Annotated in this window: 14 protein-coding genes; 12 read left to right on the top strand and 2 right to left on the bottom strand. The window is 60.3% G+C overall.

The window, feature by feature from the left end:
* The first annotated feature begins 10 nt into the window (after positions 1–10).
* The 3 genes from tssF to tssJ are packed head-to-tail and all read left to right on the top strand — an operon-like array spanning position 11 to position 3,478.
* A complete protein-coding gene (gene tssF / locus FA94_RS09540) occupies positions 11–1,825 on the top strand; it encodes a type VI secretion system baseplate subunit TssF (RefSeq protein WP_035550073.1) in 1,815 nt (604 codons plus the stop codon).
* Positions 1,822–2,922 (top strand): type VI secretion system baseplate subunit TssG, encoded by a 1,101-nt coding sequence (gene tssG, locus FA94_RS09535; RefSeq protein ID WP_035550071.1) that lies wholly within the window; start codon positions 1,822–1,824, stop codon positions 2,920–2,922. Before tssF ends, tssG begins: the two co-directional genes overlap by 4 nt.
* Positions 2,923–2,935: 13 nt before the next feature.
* The gene (tssJ, locus tag FA94_RS09530) at positions 2,936–3,478 is read left to right on the top strand and encodes a type VI secretion system lipoprotein TssJ (protein WP_035550070.1); all 543 of its coding nucleotides are present in this window, start codon (positions 2,936–2,938) and stop codon (positions 3,476–3,478) included.
* 69 nt (positions 3,479–3,547) lie between these two features.
* Here the strand turns inward: tssJ and FA94_RS09525 are convergent, their stop codons facing one another.
* On the bottom strand, positions 3,548–3,910 hold the full coding sequence (locus FA94_RS09525; protein WP_035550068.1) for a darcynin family protein: 363 nt from the start codon (positions 3,908–3,910) through the stop codon (positions 3,548–3,550).
* A gap of 102 nt (positions 3,911–4,012) precedes the next feature.
* Here FA94_RS09525 and FA94_RS09520 point away from each other — a divergent pair, with 102 nt between their 5' ends.
* From FA94_RS09520 to FA94_RS38555, 3 genes are all read left to right on the top strand, one after another.
* Complete coding sequence (locus tag FA94_RS09520) at positions 4,013–4,672, top strand: TetR/AcrR family transcriptional regulator (RefSeq protein WP_035550066.1); 660 nt, start codon at positions 4,013–4,015, stop codon at positions 4,670–4,672.
* A gap of 229 nt (positions 4,673–4,901) precedes the next feature.
* On the top strand, positions 4,902–7,610 hold the full coding sequence (locus FA94_RS09515) for a glycoside hydrolase family 19 protein (RefSeq protein WP_035550064.1): 2,709 nt from the start codon (positions 4,902–4,904) through the stop codon (positions 7,608–7,610).
* Positions 7,603–8,085: a hypothetical protein gene (locus FA94_RS38555; protein ID WP_156126606.1), complete on the top strand. Its 483-nt coding sequence runs from the start codon at positions 7,603–7,605 to the stop codon at positions 8,083–8,085. The genes FA94_RS09515 and FA94_RS38555 overlap by 8 nt, the downstream gene beginning before the upstream one ends.
* Before the next feature lie 102 nt (positions 8,086–8,187).
* Here FA94_RS38555 and fabV read toward each other — a convergent pair whose 3' ends face one another.
* Complete coding sequence (gene fabV, locus FA94_RS09510) at positions 8,188–9,384, bottom strand: enoyl-ACP reductase FabV (RefSeq protein WP_035550061.1); 1,197 nt, start codon at positions 9,382–9,384, stop codon at positions 8,188–8,190.
* A gap of 225 nt (positions 9,385–9,609) precedes the next feature.
* Between fabV and FA94_RS09505 the strand changes: the two genes are divergently transcribed.
* The 6 genes from FA94_RS09505 (at position 9,610) to rffA (ending at position 16,957) form a co-directional block, all read left to right on the top strand.
* Positions 9,610–12,147 carry a penicillin-binding protein 1A gene (locus FA94_RS09505; protein ID WP_035550058.1) on the top strand — a complete coding sequence of 846 codons (2,538 nt, stop codon included), beginning with the start codon at positions 9,610–9,612 and terminating at the stop codon, positions 12,145–12,147.
* A gap of 519 nt (positions 12,148–12,666) precedes the next feature.
* Positions 12,667–13,635 (top strand): glycosyltransferase family 2 protein, encoded by a 969-nt coding sequence (locus tag FA94_RS09500; RefSeq protein WP_197070197.1) that lies wholly within the window; start codon positions 12,667–12,669, stop codon positions 13,633–13,635.
* A complete protein-coding gene (locus tag FA94_RS09495) occupies positions 13,632–14,510 on the top strand; it encodes a formyltransferase family protein (protein WP_051980510.1) in 879 nt (292 codons plus the stop codon). The genes FA94_RS09500 and FA94_RS09495 overlap by 4 nt, the downstream gene beginning before the upstream one ends.
* A 7-nt stretch (positions 14,511–14,517) precedes the next feature.
* On the top strand, positions 14,518–14,919 hold the full coding sequence (locus FA94_RS09490) for a GtrA family protein (protein WP_035550055.1): 402 nt from the start codon (positions 14,518–14,520) through the stop codon (positions 14,917–14,919).
* Positions 14,920–14,948: 29 nt separating this feature from the next.
* Positions 14,949–15,788 (top strand): class I SAM-dependent methyltransferase, encoded by an 840-nt coding sequence (locus tag FA94_RS09485; RefSeq protein WP_197070196.1) that lies wholly within the window; start codon positions 14,949–14,951, stop codon positions 15,786–15,788.
* 8 nt (positions 15,789–15,796) lie between these two features.
* Positions 15,797–16,957 carry a dTDP-4-amino-4,6-dideoxygalactose transaminase gene (gene rffA, locus FA94_RS09480; RefSeq protein WP_035550052.1) on the top strand — a complete coding sequence of 387 codons (1,161 nt, stop codon included), beginning with the start codon at positions 15,797–15,799 and terminating at the stop codon, positions 16,955–16,957.
* Positions 16,958–16,983: the final 26 nt, after the last annotated feature.

Genomic DNA, 16,983 nt, shown 5'->3' with positions numbered 1-16,983 from the left:
CCGAGTTTCCATGAGCCACGACAATCCGATCCTGCGCTATTACGACGCCGAGATGCGCTATCTGAGAGAGGCCGGCAAGGAGTTCGCCCAGGCGCATCCCGACCGGGCCCGCATGCTCAATCTCGATCGCGTGGGCGACCGCGATCCGTACGTCGAACGGCTTTACGAGGGCTTCGCGTTTCTGAGCGGGCGTTTGCAGCAGAAACTGGACGACGGATTACCCGAGCTGACCGAAGGACTCGTCAGTCTGCTGTGGCCGCATTACCTGCGCATGATTCCGTCGCTATCGATCGTGGAATTTACGCCGATCGAGGAGAAATTGCAGAGAACCGAATGCCTGCCCGCCGGCGTGCCGGTGCGCTCGGCACCGATCGCCATGCCACTCGCGGCGGCCTCTCACGGTGCGGCGCCGAGGGCCGTGCACTGTCTGTATCGCACGACCCGGGCCGTGAGTTTGCAACCGGTCCGTCTGGTCAACGCCGCGCCGGCCGTGCGTCAAGACGGACGTTCGGTGATCGGTCTGCAGTTCGAGATCGACCGGTCCGCGCGCCGTGACGCGACCGATCTCTCGCGTCTGCCGCTTTATCTGAACGCCGACCTGTCGACGGCGTTCGCGATGCATCTCGCGCTGACCCGGCAGGTGGCGTCGATCGCGTGGCGGATTCCGGAAGTGCGCGGCGGCGATGCGCTGCCGCTAGGTGGCGTCAGCATCGAACCTGCGGGATTCACGCTCGAAGAGCGGTTGTGGCCGAAAGCGGATGCGGCGTTTTCGGGTTATCAACTGCTGCTCGAATATTTCAGTTTCCGGGAGAAATTTCTGTTCGTGGATCTATGCGGTCTGGACGCGACCCAACTGCCCGCCGACACGACCCGCTTCGAACTCGAAATTCTCCTCACGCACCATTACCCATCCGACCAGCGCTTTACGGTGGACAACGTGCGCCTCTTCTGTGCGCCGGTCATCAATCTGTTTCCGCTAGATGCCGAAACGGTCCAAGTCGATCACCACGAAACCGAATACCGGGTCGTGCCGGCGGGCCACGCGGCGGGACACGTCGAAACGTATTGCGTCGAGGCGATCGAGGCGATCGATCACGACAACGCAGAACGTTACGAGTACGTGCCGTTCGCGACTTTCCGGCACCGTGGCGGCATGCTGCGGCACGAAGCGCCTGAGCGCTATTTCCATACGCGGGTGCGCCAGAACGGCGCGGGGCTGCATGAAACGTGGATCGTTCTGGGCGGCCACGCATGGGAGAGCGCGACGGATCTGCCGGAAGAAAGTCTGTCGCTGCGCGTGACCGGCACGAACGGCATGTTGCCGAGAAAGGGCCGGCACGAGGTGAGTCTCGACGAACTCGGCGCCGGCGTGCCGAATGTCGCGAGGGTGCGAAATCTTGTTGCGCCGACGCTGCCGTTGTATCCACCGACGGGCGATCGCTTTCAATGGCGGGTGTTGTCCCATCTCGCACCGAACTTTCTGTCGCTGATGAACGCCGAGGTGTTGCGCGGCGCATTGGCGCTGTATGACTGGACTGGCGACGAACTGAACCGGCGCCGTCTCGCGGGCATTCTGCATGTGTCGGAGGCACTGCGCGAGGAGGTAACGGGCGGCGCGGTCGAACGTGGCGTGCTGATCGAAGTCACGCTCGATAGCCACGCGTTCGCGGGCGAGGGCGACCTGATGCTGTTCGGTGAACTACTGCACCGGTTTTTCGCGCTGTATGCCGAGATCAACCTGTTCACGCAGCTTGAGATAGTCAGCTTGCCTTCCCAGGCCCGCATCGCCTGGCCACGCAGCAAGGCGCTGCGTTGTCCGTTATGACCGCGCGTGTTTCGTCGCAGGTTTTTCCGGCGGAGCTTGACCCGTTCGTCGCGTCGTTGCTCGGCCGCGCGCCGACGATGAGCTTCATGCAATTGTGCCGGTTACTGGAACTGCGTGTGCCTGACCATCCGGGTTTCGGCACGCAAGACACGCCCGAATTCGAACCGGTGCGCTTCCGGCCGCGCCAGCGTGTGGGCTTTCCGGCCGGCGAGGTGGCGTGCGTCGATCTCGACGTCGAACGTCCCGGCGCGGCGCCGACGGTGCGCACCACCTTCATGGGCTTGTACGGCGTGGACGCGGCGATGCCGTCGCATCTGATCGACGATATCGTGCTGCGCGAGGAAGGGCATGAAGCGGTCGAAGCCTTTCTCGATCAGTTCAACCATCGCTTCGTCACGCTGCTCTATCGCGCGTGGAAGAAATATCGCTATCCGATCGGCTTTCGTGCCGGAGGCGCTGACAACCATTCGCGGAATCTGCTATGTCTCGCGGGTTTCGGTTGGGGTGGTAAACCGGCGCGTGCCGGGTTGCCGGACTCGCGCGCGTTGGCGCTGCTCGGACTGTTGATTCAGCGAACCCGTACGTCCGAAGGGCTCGCGGGTGTGGTCGCGCTAGCTGTCCCGGGCGTCGAGGTGCGCGTCGATGAATTTCATACGACGCTCAAGCGGGTGGGCAAACCCAGCCCGCTAGGCTGCGTCGCCGGGGCGGGGCGCGCGCCTCACGGTCTCGGCGGCGGCTACGTGCTTGGCGTACGGCTGGCGTATCGCAGTGGCGCAGTGTGTGTGACGTTGCGGCCAGCCGACGTGCGCCAGACATACGACCTTCTGCCGGGAGCAGCGTTGCATCGCGAACTGATGGCGTTTCTAAAGCTCTATGTCGGCGTCAAGGCCGACGTTTTCGTGCAGATGGAGATGTCCTCGCGCTTCGCGCCGGCGCCTGTTGTCGGCGCGTCGTATGAGGGACCCGCGCCCCGGCTCGCGTGGACCACCGTGTTGCCTTCTTCCTCTGATCGTTTGTTGACGATTCCGCTTGGCGTTTGCGAGGCGTTTCCATCGGCCGCCGCCAACCCGTTTCTCGACGCTGCATGCGTCGCCTAAGTCCGGAGTGTCCATGTTTTTACGCCCGATTGTCACCGGTTTCGTATCGATCGCCATGCTGTCGAGCTGCGGCGCCTGGCAAGCCGTTTCGGAGACGGGCACGGGCGTTTACCGCGCGGTGTTTTACAGGCAGATCAAGACGGTCGATGTCGATTTCGTCGCGCGGGCATCCATCAATCCGGATGAAGCCAATCGGCCTTGTTCAGTGTCCGTACGCGTCTATCAGCTGAAAGACCGCAAGCGGTTCGACGCCGCGTCGTACAGCGACTTGCTGACGAACGACAAAACCTTGCTCGCGCAGGACTTGCGGGCGAGCGCGGCGGCGGTGGTGAATCCGGGTGGCGCCGTAAGCCTGTCTGAGCCGGTACAGACGGATACGCGGTACGTCGCGATTGTGGTGTTTTACCGGGAGCCGAGCCCGAATGGTCAGTGGCGCACGGTGATTCCGAGGAAAAAACTGTCGACAGATAAGCCGCTGAAACTGGAGTTGATCGATCGGACGCTGGTGGCGCAATCGCAATCGCAATCCGATCCAGAAAAAACGAAGACCGATTGACGCTAGGTAGCGCGTCGCCGACGCCGCTACGGCACCTTCCCGGCCTGTTTATCCACGAAGGTGTTCGGTTCAAGCCGCCGGCAGTGCCGCGTCCCGGTTGTAGGCCTGAGCAACGGCGTTTTCCACGCCCGGCAGAATCTCGACGACGTCATAGAAGCGATCCCAGAGCGGCGTCATGCGCAACGCTTCGACAACCATTTCATAGGCGTGGTGGCTGCTCGCGTCCCATACCCAGATGTCGGTGACGCGGGCCGAGTAGAACTCGATGTCGTAGTACCGCAAGGTCACTTCGTCGGCATGCCTCTTGAGGATCGGCAACACGTGTTCGTGCAGCAGGCGGGCGCGTTCATCGTCGGACAAGGCGAGCCATTCGGGCTTCGTTTTGACGAGCATGAAAACGGTCAACACAGTTTTTTTTGCAGAGGCGGTCATGAGATCAGGTTTCAGTCGAGGGCTAAGAGGTCGATCGGGTCTTTGCGAAAAACAGGTTTAGAATACGAGCGATCACTCACGTTTAAAACTCGCATTTCAGCCATGGCCAAATCCACTGCTGCACAGCGTCTGAAACCCCGTAAAGCACCGGTTCAGCGGCGTTCGGCGCAAACCGTCGAAGCCGTGCTCGAAGCGGCCGCTCGCATTCTGGAGACGCAAGGGCTCGTCGCCTGCACGACCAACGCAGTCGCCGAGCGTGCCGGCGTCAGCATCGGCTCGCTCTATCAGTACTTCCCGAATCGCGATGCGTTGACGGTGGCACTGATCGAGCGCGAGACGGCGCAGTTGATCGTGGACATCGAGGCGGCGGCGTCGGTGGAGAGTTCGCGGGGCTGCGTGCAGGCGATGGTGCGCGCGGCGGTCGCGCATCAGATGCGCCGGCCGGCGCTGGCGCGCGTCATCGATTTCGAGGAACGCAGGTTGCCGCTCGGTGAACGCAACCAGCGGCTGACGGATCTGGTTCATGCCGTGCTGATGAGCGCACTGACGGAGAAGCGGGGCGCGCCTGAGTTGAGTGACGCCAGTCTGGTCGCGCACGATTTGCTGGCGATCGTGCACGGCATGGTCGACGCCGCCGGGCAGCGTGATGAACGTGATGCGGTTGCGCTGGAGGTGCGTGTGATGCGCGCGGTGGATGGGTATGTGGCGCAGTCGCAGCGGGTGGGTGGGACACGGCGGGGTGATGAAGAAAATGCGGAATAGGTGGCTTTTTTCTGCTTGATTGGGATGCCGAAATTTCCACAACAAGATTTGGAAAAGTAGGCAATTTCGTATGAGGAATATGGCTTAATCTTTTGAATGTGCTGCTTGGGGAACTGCGAAAGCGGGCATGCGAAAGCACAGTCGAGGTCATCTGACGCTGCGTGGGCAGCACAGGCGATCGCCACTGAGCGCTCATTCGAAACCGGTATAAGCCAGAGTATTTCAATCAATGTCTCTCAGCTTCAAGTATCCGATCACCCGATCAGACGGCAGCGAGTTCAAGTCGGCGAAGGAACTGTTCGACCATCTGAACGGCGAAACCGCAGGTTTTTACCTGCTGGGTACTCACGGCTTCTGGCATGGCGGACTGCATATCAGCGACGCCACCAGCGGGTATCTGGCGGACACCCGGCCGATCCGTGCGATGGCCACGGGAGAGGTGGTGGCCTACCGGCTGAACGACGACTACCGGACGTCGACATGGGGTGAGGGTACGGATGCGCAGACGTTGAAGTATTCGACATCGTTCTGTCTGGTGCGGCATCGTTATGAGTCGCCGCGTAAGGCTTCGACTGCGGGTTCAACATCGCCGGGGCCGCGGAACACGCTCGTCTTTTACAGCCTGTATATGCACCTGTTGCCATATAGCGGCTATGCACAGCGTATCGTGGTGCAGGGAACGTCTGCAGTCGCCTATGAGAGGCGTCCGACGATTGCGGACACGTCGTCGGATTCTGGTGCGATGTCTGTGTCGGGCTTTGCTTCATCACTTTCCGGGCTCCACGACGTGCCGTCGGTGAATCCGGCTATTGCGTTGCCATCGGGCACTGAGTTGTCGGTGCTGGATGAAGTGCAATCGACGGCAGGCAATCAGATAACAAAGCTGCTTTACGTCGTGGTCAACGCGGTACAGGTGTCGGGCAATACGACATCTCGAGCGATAACAGCCGGACAACACTATTGGATCGCAACTCATGGCGTCCAGCTAGAGACCGCGACCGGTGCCGATATCCGAAAGCGCCCGTCGTACTGGAAGTCGAACCGGAAGGCGACCGGAACGGTGTTGCATGAAGTCAGCGCCAGAGGCGAGCCCTCCGCTCAGAATGTCGCGGGCGCTGTCATCCATACCGTGCCACCGGGCACGACCGTCAAGATTGAGCAGGAGAAGCTACTCAAGCAGGGCAACAAGATGAAGCCCTTCGCGCAGGTGACGATACTGACGCTCGGCCCGGGCAAGGCAGGGCCGGTTGCCGTGGGCGCCACGGTGTGGATCAGGTCGAGCAGGACTGATCTTTCGCGCGACCCGCTGATCCCTGATCTCTTCAACGTCGTGACCTGTAATCCCCCAATTCCGATCGAAGCAGGCGACACCATCGGTCACCTTGGTCTGTACGAAACGCCCGGCCAGGGCGATCACGACAAGATGACTCGCCAGCAGGTTCATCTTGAGATATTCACCGGCGATCCGAAATTCAACGACTTCTTCGCGAATGCGGCGGGACTGACCGAAGGCCGGAAGTTCAAGATGGCGGGTACGGACGGAGCGCCTGCAAGGGAAGAGGTATCGGCCTCAGGAGTCAGTACTTTTACGCCCGGCACAGATCCGCTGCTTTTACCGGTTGTGGTCGACACGACACCCTCGCTGGCGAAGCTCGACGCGCACCACAAGAAATGGTTTCCGGTCGAGGGTATCGGAGAGGGTGGCGTGTTGACAGGCTGGATGCCTGAGAGTCGTCTTCAACGTGTCGTGCAATACGACTGGTCAAAGCTGGGTTTCCGGCTGGTCGAGGAGACGAACGCCACTGCGAACGGCTATATGGATCCGGAAAACGTGCCGGAGTTTTTCAGGAAACTCTACCGGCTCATCGATCAGCATCCGGACAGCGATATCACGGCCGATGAACTTGCCGCGGCGAATCACAACCCCGTCGTACGCAATGCGCTTGCGCACGTTGTTGCGAGACATCCGAGTGAATGGCAAGGGAAGTCCGATGCGGGCAGGTGGAGCGTGCTGAAGGAAAAAGACGCGCTGCTGAAGAACGATCCGAAGCGGCTTAAGCACGAGCTCGAGCGGATCGATCAGCTTTCCTGGTGGGACGAGATCGAGGGGGTGGAGGACTTTCCGGCGTCGTCGCACGTTTGGCATTTCAACCCGCTGACGTTCCTCGACAGCATGGCCGACGCGGACGACCTGATCACATTGCAAATGTTAAGGATCGTGGACCCCGATACAGCCGAGTCCTATCATCGGGAAGTCTTGCCTTACCTGAACAGATCGGCCCGAAAATATGGAATAGACAAACCAAAACGGATCGCACATTTTCTCTCCCAGATCGCGGTGGAAAGTCATTTTAAGAATCTGGAAGAGGGGCTGAGCTATAGCGTCAAGGGAATGAAAAAGAAGTTTGGATGCAAGTCTCCTCCCAGTGGCGCCCATGCAGGGAAATTTCATGAAACGCCGGCAGATGTAGTCTGCAACTTCGGCCAATTAAGAGGCAAGTTATGGACGGAGGCTGATCATTACGCACATCAGCCGGAGCGTCTGGCGAACTACGTGTATGCCAACAGGATGGATAACGGGGGCGAGGAGACTGGCGATGGCTATAAGTATAGGGGGCGGGGAATTATCCAATTGACTGGCAAGCGGAACTACACGCGTTTCAAAGATTCCCATAACCAGAAATTTCCAGATGACCAACGGGATTTCGTTTCGAATCCAGACGTCGTACTTTCGAGTCTTGACTACGGGGTCGAGACGGCGTTTTTCTACTGGGAAAATGTTCGCGCCAATTCCGTCTGCGACGACTCGAATTCAACCGTCGCAACCATCACAAAATTGGTTAATGGTGGCCTCAACGGATACGCGGAGAGAAAAAATTCATTTAATCGAATCGCTTCTTTGCTTGACGTGCCGCAGGACAACCAAGGTCATGATTAAAAGAATGGCGCTTTCGTTGTTCCTGTCAGGCGGATTGCTGCATGGCGTTCGTGCGAGTGAATTTTGCCAGCCTAACGAAGAGGTTGCGTTTAACTGTATGCATAGCCACAAAATCGCCGAACTGTGCTATTCGAAAGACACGAATAGTTTCATTTACAGGTTCAGGTCCAGGAATAAAGTTTATCTTGCCTATCCGGAAAAAACATCTGGCTCGGCGGGTGAGTTTCTTGTGAGCAGTAGACCTTATCCTGGCGGCGGAGAAGGACACGTAAAATTTTCTAGAGAAGGCTATACGTATTATATCTATGACAGAAATAGAACGACTCGCCAGTCCCTTGAGACTAATGCGGGTGTTATTGCGGAGAAAGAGGGAAGAAGAGTCGAGAATTTTCGATGCACAAACGATGCATCCATTCATGCGAGCGCATACGAAAATCTTCGTGAAGAGGACTATAGAGGGATAGACCTCGAGTAAGTTATGAATTCATCCGCAAACCCACAAAACGGGGGTGTCCGCGCAGCACAAAGCAAAGCAAAGCAAAGCAAAGCAAAGCATTGCAGCGCACCCCCGCCCCGATCAAACCTGCACCAACCCCGGAATCGCCACATCCGGATTCACATCCGCCTCATAATCCACGCCCGCGATCTCAAAGCCGAACAGACGCAAAAAGTCCGTCTTATAGCCGCTGAAATCCGTGAGTTCGTAGATATTGTCGTTCGTCACCTGGCCCCACAGCGCTTGCACTCGCGCCTGCACGTCCGCGTCGAGTTCCTTGTAATCCGCGCGCAAACGGCCTTCATCGTCGAGATGCGGCGCCGCGCCGTACAGGCTGTCCTTGTAAAGGCCATACACCTGCTCGATGCAGCCTTCGTGCGTGCCTTTCTCCTTCATGACCTTGAAGAGCAGCGACAGATACAGCGGCATCATCGGAATCGCGGAACTGGCCTGCGTGACGACCGCCTTGAGCACGGAAACGCGCGCATCGCCGCCGTGGGCCGCGAGCTTTTCGCGAATGCCCAGCACCTTCTGGTCGAGGTCTTTCTTGGCCGCGCCAATCGAACCGTTCCAGTAGATGTCGTGCGTGATCTTCTCGCCGAGGTAGGTGAACGCCGTGGTCTTCGCGCCGTCGGCGAGCACGCCGGCTTCGAGCAGCGCGTCGATCCACATCTGCCAGTCTTCGCCGCCCATCACCGCGACGGTGTCGTCGATCTCAGCCTGCGTGGCGGGTTCGAGGACCGTTTCCTTGATGACTTCCTTGTCGGTGTCGATGCCGCGGAACGTCACGGACTTGCCGATCGGCTTCAGCGTGGAGCTGAACACTTCGCCGCTCGTCGGATGCTTGCGCTTCGGCGCAGCGAGACTGTAGATCACCAGATCGACCTGGCCGAGATCGCGCTTGATGACGTCGATCGTGCGTTGCTTGACTTCGTCGGAGAACGCGTCGCCATTGATACTCGTCGCATACAGGCCTTGCGCCGTGGCGAATTTCTCGAACGCGGCGGTGTTGTACCAGCCTGCCGTGCCGGCCTTGGTTTCGCTGCCGGCGCGCTCGAAGAACACGCCGAGCGTGGCGGCGTCGGCGCCGAACGCGGCGCTGATGCGGGCGGCGAGGCCGTAGCCGGTGGATGCGCCGATCACGAGCACCTTCTTCGGGCCGTTGGCGATGGGGCCGCGTGCCTTGACGTAGTCGATCTGTTCGCGAACGTTGGCTTCGCAGCCGGTCGGATGGGTCGAAACACAGATGAAGCCACGCACGCGCGGTTTGATGATCATGAAGCACCTCTTGTCGGAATTGCCGACATTATAGTAGGCCTCGATTGTTTGCCGGCATGGCGTCTGTGCACCGCTGTTCCCGGCCATCCAAAGCCGGTTACAGCGAGCCAAAGCACGTTAAAGCGCGCCACCACCGGCCGCACGGCCGCCCAAAAAACGCAAAAAACCAGCCGCCGCCCGGCGTCTTGGTAGGATTGCGCCTTTCCCAGCAGACGGTAAGCTAGATTGACGCGCCTGATCACCCCCCTCCTGGCGGCCTTGGACAAAGGCCTTACCCGAGTGAACGCGCCTATCGCGCGGGCCATGTGGCATGTGCGCCATCCGACCCGGCGCGGCCTCGCGTGGGCCGTTGCGGCCAGTCCGTTGCTGCTGGTGCTGTACGTGCTGGTGCTGATTCCGTTCACGCCCAGCATCGGCGATATTCGCAAGGCCAAGATCGAGCAGCCGGCGCAGATTCTGTCGGCGGACGGCAAGCTGCTGGCCGAATTCAAGCCGTCCAACCGCGAGTGGGTCAAGCTCAAGGACATTTCGCCGAACGTGGTGAACGCGCTGATCGCCACCGAAGATCACCGCTTCTACCAGCATTGGGGCCTCGACTGGCGCCGCACGGCATCGGCGGCGCTGCATACGTTTTCCGGCGACCGCCAGGGCGGCTCGACGATCACGCAGCAGCTCGCGCGCAATCTGTATCCGGACGAAATCGGCCGCGCGCCGACGCTGACCCGCAAGATCAAGGAAGCGATCACGGCCTTCAAGATCGAGGCGCTCTACACCAAGGACGAGATTCTCGAGACCTACCTGAACACGGTGCCGTTCCTCTATAACGCGTACGGCATCGAGATGGCGGCGCGCACCTATTTCGACAAATCGGCGTCCGACCTGACCGTGCTGGAAAGCGCGACGCTCACCGGCATGCTCAAGGGCAACAGCTACTACAACCCGGTGCTGAATCCCGAGCGCGCGTTGCAGCGGCGCAATACGGTGCTCGGTCAAATGGTCAAGTACGGCAAGCTGACGCCCGCCGCCTTTCAGACGCTGCAGCGCAAGCCGTTGCGGATCGATTTCGAGCGTCAGACCGAGCCGCCGGGCCCCGCGCCGCACTTCGCGCAACAGCTGCGCAAGTGGCTCGCCGCGTGGGCCGATCGCAACGACTACAACCTCTATGCCGACGGCCTCGTCGTGCGCACCACGATCGATTCGCGTCTGCAGACCATGGCCACCCAGGCGGTGACGCTGCAGGGCAACCAGTTGCAGGGCATCGCCAATTCGGCGTGGGGCACGCGCTCGGGCTGCTCGAACGGCCGTGATCTGTTGCAAACCTTCCTGCGCGAAACGCCGGAGTATCAGGCCGCGAAAAGCACCGGCCTGAGCGACGCGGACGCATTGAAGCAGGTCTCATCCGACCGCGGCTTCGTGCAGTCGCTGTGCGAAACCAAGACGCGCGTGCAAGCCGATTTTCTGGCGATGGACCCGCGTAACGGGCAGATCAGGGCATGGGTCGGCAGCCGCGACTTCACCCAGGACCCGTTCGATCACGTGCAGCAGGCACGTCGTCAACCGGGTTCGACTTTCAAGCCGTTCGTCTATGCGGCAGCCTTCGAAGCGGGCGCGAAGCCGACCGACACGTTCGTCGACAAGCCCGTTGAAATCCAGTTGGCCGGCGGCGAAGTCTGGCGTCCGAACGACGAGGACGAACCGAGCGACCGCTCGATCAGCCTGCGCGACGGTCTGGCGTTTTCGCGCAACCGCATCACCGCGCAACTGATGGAAACGGTCGGCCCGAACAAGGTCGCACGACTCGCCCGCGCGATGGGTGTGCGGGACAGCGAACTGGACCCGGTGCCGTCGCTCGCGCTGGGCACGAGCCCGGTCACGCTAAAAGAAATGGTCTCGGCCTACGGCACGATCGCCAACCTCGGCGGCTACGTGGAGCCGGTCATGGTCACGCGCATAGAAAACCGCAAGGGCGATGTGCTGGCCGAGTTCGCGCCGGTGTCGCCGAAACAGGAACTGCCCGCCGACGCGGACCGCATGCTGATCGACATCATGCGCGACGTCGTGAATCGGGGCACCGGATCGAGCATTCGCAGCCGCTTCGGCGTACGCGGGGATGTCGCGGGCAAGACGGGCACGACGCAGGGCAACGCGGACGGCTGGTTCATCCTGATTCATCCGCAACTCGTGGCGGGCGCGTGGGTCGGCTTCAACGACAGCCGCGTGACCTTGCGCAGCGACTACTGGGGGCAGGGAGCGCATAGCGCGCTGCCGATCGTCGGCGATTTCTTCCAGCGCGCGCAGCGCTCGAAGCTGGTGGACAGCCGCGTGAAGTTCGCGACGGAGCAGGAGCCGGGCTGGTTTGCCGAGCGCACCGGCCGCTTGCGTGACTGGTTCCAGCAGGTGTTGTCGTCGCCTGAAAAGCCTGAGGCGCCGGTCGTGACGCGCAATACGACGCGTCGTGCGGCGCCGGCGCCGGCGGTGGTGGCGGGGGCTTCGACGGCGGCGTCTTCAGGGGCTTCGGTGTCTTCGGCGTCTTCCGTATCGGCGGCGTCCGCTGCGGCGACCGAGCCGCGCGCGTTGCCGCCGTTGCTTGGCATGCCTGCATCGGCATCGGCGCCGGTGGCGGCGAGCGGACCGGTCGACGGCGAAGCGCGCGGCAATGGCGAAGCCGCTTCCTCGCCTACACCCACACCGGACGATATCGGGTCGCCGGACACGGGCGGCGCATCGGCGAATGCGCCGACGGGCGGTAATGCTTCACCTTGAGGGAAGAGCCGGCCCAGTTCAGTGGCAAGAGCAAGGGTCCGGCGGCGTGTGGCGTCCGGCTCGATCCATCACAGCGAAGACTATGAACCCAAACCTATAGGCCCAAACAGACGAGGGCGCTGCCCGTTCCGTTGCCGAAAGTCGCGGGCCGGCGGCCGTTGTGATGACCTCGGCCGACATAGCGACGCGCCCGCGCCTCGCATGGCGGCAAATGGACAATCCGAGACCACCGTGGGGGCCGCGCGGATCTCTTGCGACCCGTTAGACATCGCCCTCGAAGGTCCATTCAGCATTTTGTCAGGCGTGCGATCGCACCGTTCGCGTGCCGTGTAAAATACCCGACCAAAATGCCGGTTTTTCAGCACGTCAGAGACTTCGATAGGCGCGCCCCGTTGCTGAACGGTCGCCCACCAGAAAACGGGTGCGCTCGCCGGGCCCTCGAACTCTAACCGGTTCCCCATCTCGAAGGGAACACACGTTCGAACAAAATCGAATCGGCAATCTACAAACAGGATTTCGATGCAAGGAATTTCCGTTGTCGTCCCCGTATACCGCTCCGCAGCAACGCTTCAGCCTTTGGTCGAGCGGCTGATGCCCGTCCTTCAGCGGGCCGCGGAACGCCATGAAATTATCTTCGTGGAAGATGGCGGACTCGACACGTCCTGGACCGTAATAGAAGCGCTCGCGGCAAGTCATCCGCAGGTAAAGGGCATCCGGCTCAGCCGGAATTATGGTCAACACAACGCGCTGCTGTGTGGCATCCGGGCAGCAAACTACCCGGTGGTCGTCACGCTGGACGACGACTTGCAGCATCCTCCAGAGGAAATCCCGCGACTCCTCGCCCAACTCGAGGCTGGATTTGACGTCGTCTACGGTGCACCCGAACGCGAGCAGCACAGTTTTCTGCGCGACAAGGCGTCGATCGTCACCAAAATCGCGCTGCAGAATGCAATGGGCGCGCAGACCGCGCGCCACGTCAGCGCATTTCGTGCGTTCCGTACTGGTTTGCGGGACGCTTTCGTCGCGTACCAAAGCCCGTTCGTGTCGATCGACGTTCTCCTGACATGGGGCACCACGCGCTTCACGCACGTCATGGTTCGGCACGATCCGCGCGCTGTCGGCGTGTCCAACTACACCCTTCGCAAGCTCTTCACCCATGCGATGAACATGGTGACCGGCTTCAGTACTGTGCCGCTGCAGATTGCCAGCTTTGTCGGCTTTGGTTTCACCGCCTTCGGAATTGTGCTGTTCTGTTACGTGCTTGCCCGCTACTTCATCGATCGGACCACTGTTCCCGGTTTCCCGTTTCTTGCGTCGATCATCGCCATCTTTTCCGGCGCCCAGTTGTTTGCGCTTGGCATGATCGGTGAATATCTGGCTCGCATGCACTTTCGCAGCATGGGTCGGCCCGCCTATGCGATTGCCAGCGTACTGAACCGTTCTGAAGAGCAGGTCGCGCCGAACCGCGTAGAGGGCGCGGTCAAGTGAAAAAGCTCACACTCTTCCTGATGACGAAGAAGGGCTATACGCTGCTTGCCGATCTCATCGCGCAATTTCACCCCTTGTTCGAACTCGTGGTGATCGGCCGGGACGCTTCACTGGACAACGATTACCACGACGAAATTGCCGGCCTGTGCGAGCAATATGGATTGCGCACGCGCGAACGCACGCCCGAGCTCACGATCGACACTGATTTCGCAATGGCCGTTTCGTGGCGCTGGATGATTGATTTTCCGGCCGAGCGGCTGATTGTTTTCCATGATTCGCTGTTGCCGCGCTATCGTGGATTCAATCCGCTTGTATCCTGCCTGATCAACGGCGAGGAACAGATCGGCGTCACCGCGTTGCAGGGCGCAGAACAATACGACGCGGGGCCGATACTCGCGCAGTCGAGTACGCGCATCCAGTACCCCTGCACGATCGCCCGTGCCGTCGATCTCGTTGCCGCGAACTACCGCGAGACAGCGGAATGCGTGCTGCGGCAATTGGCGGGTGGTGGCCCGCTTACAGCGATTCCCCAGGATGAGAGCCTGGCGAGCTTCAGTCTCTGGCGAGACGACGAAGATTACTGGATGCAGTGGGAGCGCCCGGCGACCTGGTTGGCTCGCTTTGTCGATGCGGTGGGCTCACCCTACAAGGGCGCTCATACGCTGGTCAACGGTGAATCCGCGCGCGTACTCGCCGCGCAACCATTGCCGGATGTTCGGGTTGAAAACCGCGAAGCTGGAAAAGTGATCTGGATGGAAGATGCCTGTCCCGTCGTGGTTTGCGGTGAAGGCCTGCTTCGCGTGACTGAACTGATCGACGGTGAGACCGGCGCATCGTTGCTGCCGCTCGAACGCTTTCGCACGCGTTTCGGATAGCCGTTCCATGCAGACAAGCAGGCAACTGGCAAGATTCGTGATAGTTGGCATCGCCTCCAACGCCGTTCTATATGTGCTGTATCTCTTGGCCACGAGTATGGGTATTGGGCACAAAGTCGCAATGACCGGCCTGTTCGCGCTAGGAATCGGTCAAACCTTCTTCTTTAACAAGAAATGGTCGTTCCAGCACAGCGGGCAGAATGGATCGACATTCATTCGCTATCTTGCGGCTTATTGCGCCGCCTACGGCATCAACCTGGTGGCAATGATGATATTCGTGGATCGCTATCATGTTTCAGATCGACTCGTGCAAGCCGTCATGATTGTTGTGGTCGCCGCTTTCATGTTTGTCGCACAACGCCTATGGGTCTTCCCGGCATCCAGCCGGTCTTTTGTGGAACAGGAATGAAAGTTTGTCCAAGATGTGGGGACGCCAACGTGAACGACGCGTGGCATTGCGACGCTTGCGGCGCAACCGCGCCTACGGTGGAGGGTGTTCTTTCTTTGAGTCCGACCCTGTCGAATGCGACTAGTGGCTTTCGTCCGGAATATTTCGAGCGCCTTGCCGAAGTGGAGGAGCGCAACTTCTGGTTCCGGGCGCGCAATCGGCTCATCGTCTGGGCCGCGTCGCCATACATGACGCCCGCCGCGCACTTCTGCGAGGTCGGCTGCGGCACGGGCTACGTGCTGGCGGGACTCGCCAACGCATTTCCGGCCACGAAATTCTCCGCAACGGAAATCTACGCGGACGCTCTGGCGTTTGCTTCCCGGCGCGTGCCGCACGCTTCGTTCTATCAAATGGATGCGCGGCACATTCCGTTCGACGGCGAATTCAACGTGATGGGCGCATTCGACGTGCTCGAACACATTGAAGAGGACGAGCGCGTCCTCGCGGAAATGCATCGTGCCCTCGCACCAGAAGGGCAGTTGATCATTACCGTCCCACAGCATCCATTCATGTGGAGTCAACAGGACGAGCAGGTTTGCCACGTGAGGCGTTACCGCGCTGCGGAAATGCGTCAGAAGTTGCAGAACGCCGGGTACACCGTCCGATTGATGACGTCGTTCGTCAGTCTGCTGTTTCCGCTGATGTATCTGACCCGGCGGCGTCCCCGCGTCGACGATGCCGATTACGACATGACGGCCGACCTTCGGCTCGGCCGCTTGACCAACGGTATTCTTGAAGGCGCAATGAGCCTCGAAAGCGCATTTATACGGCGGGGCCTGCGCATACCATTTGGTGGCTCCCTGCTGATTGTTGCCCAAAAGAACCGCTGAGATTAATCATGACTGCTCCTTCATTCGCGATTCCGTTCAATCGTCCGTACATGACGGGCAAAGAATTAACGTACATCACGCAGGCGCACTCACAAGGGCACCTCGCTGGCGACGGACCGTTCACCGAACGGTGTCACACCATGCTGGAGGAAGGCACAGGATCGCTGCAGGCCTTGCTCACCCACTCATGCACGGCCGCGCTTGAGATGGCTGCGCTGTTGCTGGACCTGCAACCCGGCGATGAGATCATCATGCCGTCGTACACGTTCGTGTCGACGGCCAATGCATTCGCCTTGCGCGGTGCGGTGCCGGTATTTGTCGATATCAGACAGGACACACTCAATCTCGATGAACGGCTGGTCGAGGCGGCGATCACGCCGCGAACCCGCGCGATCGCCGTGGTCCACTACGCGGGCGTGGCGTGTGAAATGGACACCTTGCTGGCCATTGCCGAACGCCATGGCCTTTTCGTCATCGAAGACGCTGCTCAAGGCGTGATGGCGACTTACAAGGGTCGGACGTTAGGGGCACTGGGCCAGCTCGGCGCGTACAGTTTTCACGAGACAAAGAACGTTATCAGCGGTGAAGGCGGGGCTCTGCTTGTCAATCGTGAAGATTTGCGCCTGCGGGCTGAAATCATTCGTGAGAAAGGCACTGACCGCAGCCGCTTTTTCCGCGGCGAGGTCGACAAATACACCTGGCAGTCGATCGGTTCTTCTTTCTTGCCGAGCGAACTGACTGCGGCGTTTCTATGCGCGCAACTCGAAGAGGCCACGGATCTCACGCGTCGCCGGCTTGCGCTCTGGGATAACTATCACACGTTGCTTTCCCGGCTTGAGACGGCCGGGGCGTTAAGGCGCCCGGTTATTCCCTCCGAGTGCGCACACAACGGCCATATGTACTACGTGATTCTGGACAAGGCGGCCGACCGGCAGCACGTTCTGAGTTCGCTGAAGGCTAAGGGCATTCACGCTGTGTTTCACTATGTTCCGCTTCATTCGGCGCCGGGCGGTCAACGCCTCGGACGATCGCACGGCCCACTTCCCGTAACGGACGACATGGCCAGCCGTCTGATCCGCCTGCCATTGTGGATCGGCCTGACGAACGACCAGCAAATGCATGTCGTAGACGCACTTGCCCGAGCCATCGAGAACGTCGGCGGCATGTAATAGATGTCCAACCGGACGCGTGTTAT

It is taken from the genome of Burkholderia sp. 9120, assembly GCF_000745015.1.
GTDB lineage: Bacteria > Pseudomonadota > Gammaproteobacteria > Burkholderiales > Burkholderiaceae > Paraburkholderia.
The sequence above is the reverse complement of the archived record's forward strand: the minus strand, read 5'-3'. Positions and strand labels throughout refer to the sequence as shown.

What these genes read in the sequence shown, in the direction of transcription:
- rffA (WP_035550052.1), top strand. Translation starts at nt 15,797, where the DNA reads ATGACTGCTCCTTCATTCGCGATTCCGTTCAATCGTCCGTACATGACG.
- FA94_RS09500 (WP_197070197.1), top strand. Translation starts at nt 12,667, where the DNA reads ATGCAAGGAATTTCCGTTGTCGTCCCCGTATACCGCTCCGCAGCAACG.
- tssG (WP_035550071.1), top strand. Translation starts at nt 1,822, where the DNA reads ATGACCGCGCGTGTTTCGTCGCAGGTTTTTCCGGCGGAGCTTGACCCG.
- FA94_RS09525 (WP_035550068.1), bottom strand. Translation starts at nt 3,910, where the DNA reads ATGACCGCCTCTGCAAAAAAAACTGTGTTGACCGTTTTCATGCTCGTC.
- FA94_RS09490 (WP_035550055.1), top strand. Translation starts at nt 14,518, where the DNA reads ATGCAGACAAGCAGGCAACTGGCAAGATTCGTGATAGTTGGCATCGCC.
- tssF (WP_035550073.1), top strand. Translation starts at nt 11, where the DNA reads ATGAGCCACGACAATCCGATCCTGCGCTATTACGACGCCGAGATGCGC.
- fabV (WP_035550061.1), bottom strand. Translation starts at nt 9,384, where the DNA reads ATGATCATCAAACCGCGCGTGCGTGGCTTCATCTGTGTTTCGACCCAT.
- FA94_RS38555 (WP_156126606.1), top strand. Translation starts at nt 7,603, where the DNA reads ATGATTAAAAGAATGGCGCTTTCGTTGTTCCTGTCAGGCGGATTGCTG.
- FA94_RS09515 (WP_035550064.1), top strand. Translation starts at nt 4,902, where the DNA reads ATGTCTCTCAGCTTCAAGTATCCGATCACCCGATCAGACGGCAGCGAG.
- FA94_RS09520 (WP_035550066.1), top strand. Translation starts at nt 4,013, where the DNA reads ATGGCCAAATCCACTGCTGCACAGCGTCTGAAACCCCGTAAAGCACCG.
- tssJ (WP_035550070.1), top strand. Translation starts at nt 2,936, where the DNA reads ATGTTTTTACGCCCGATTGTCACCGGTTTCGTATCGATCGCCATGCTG.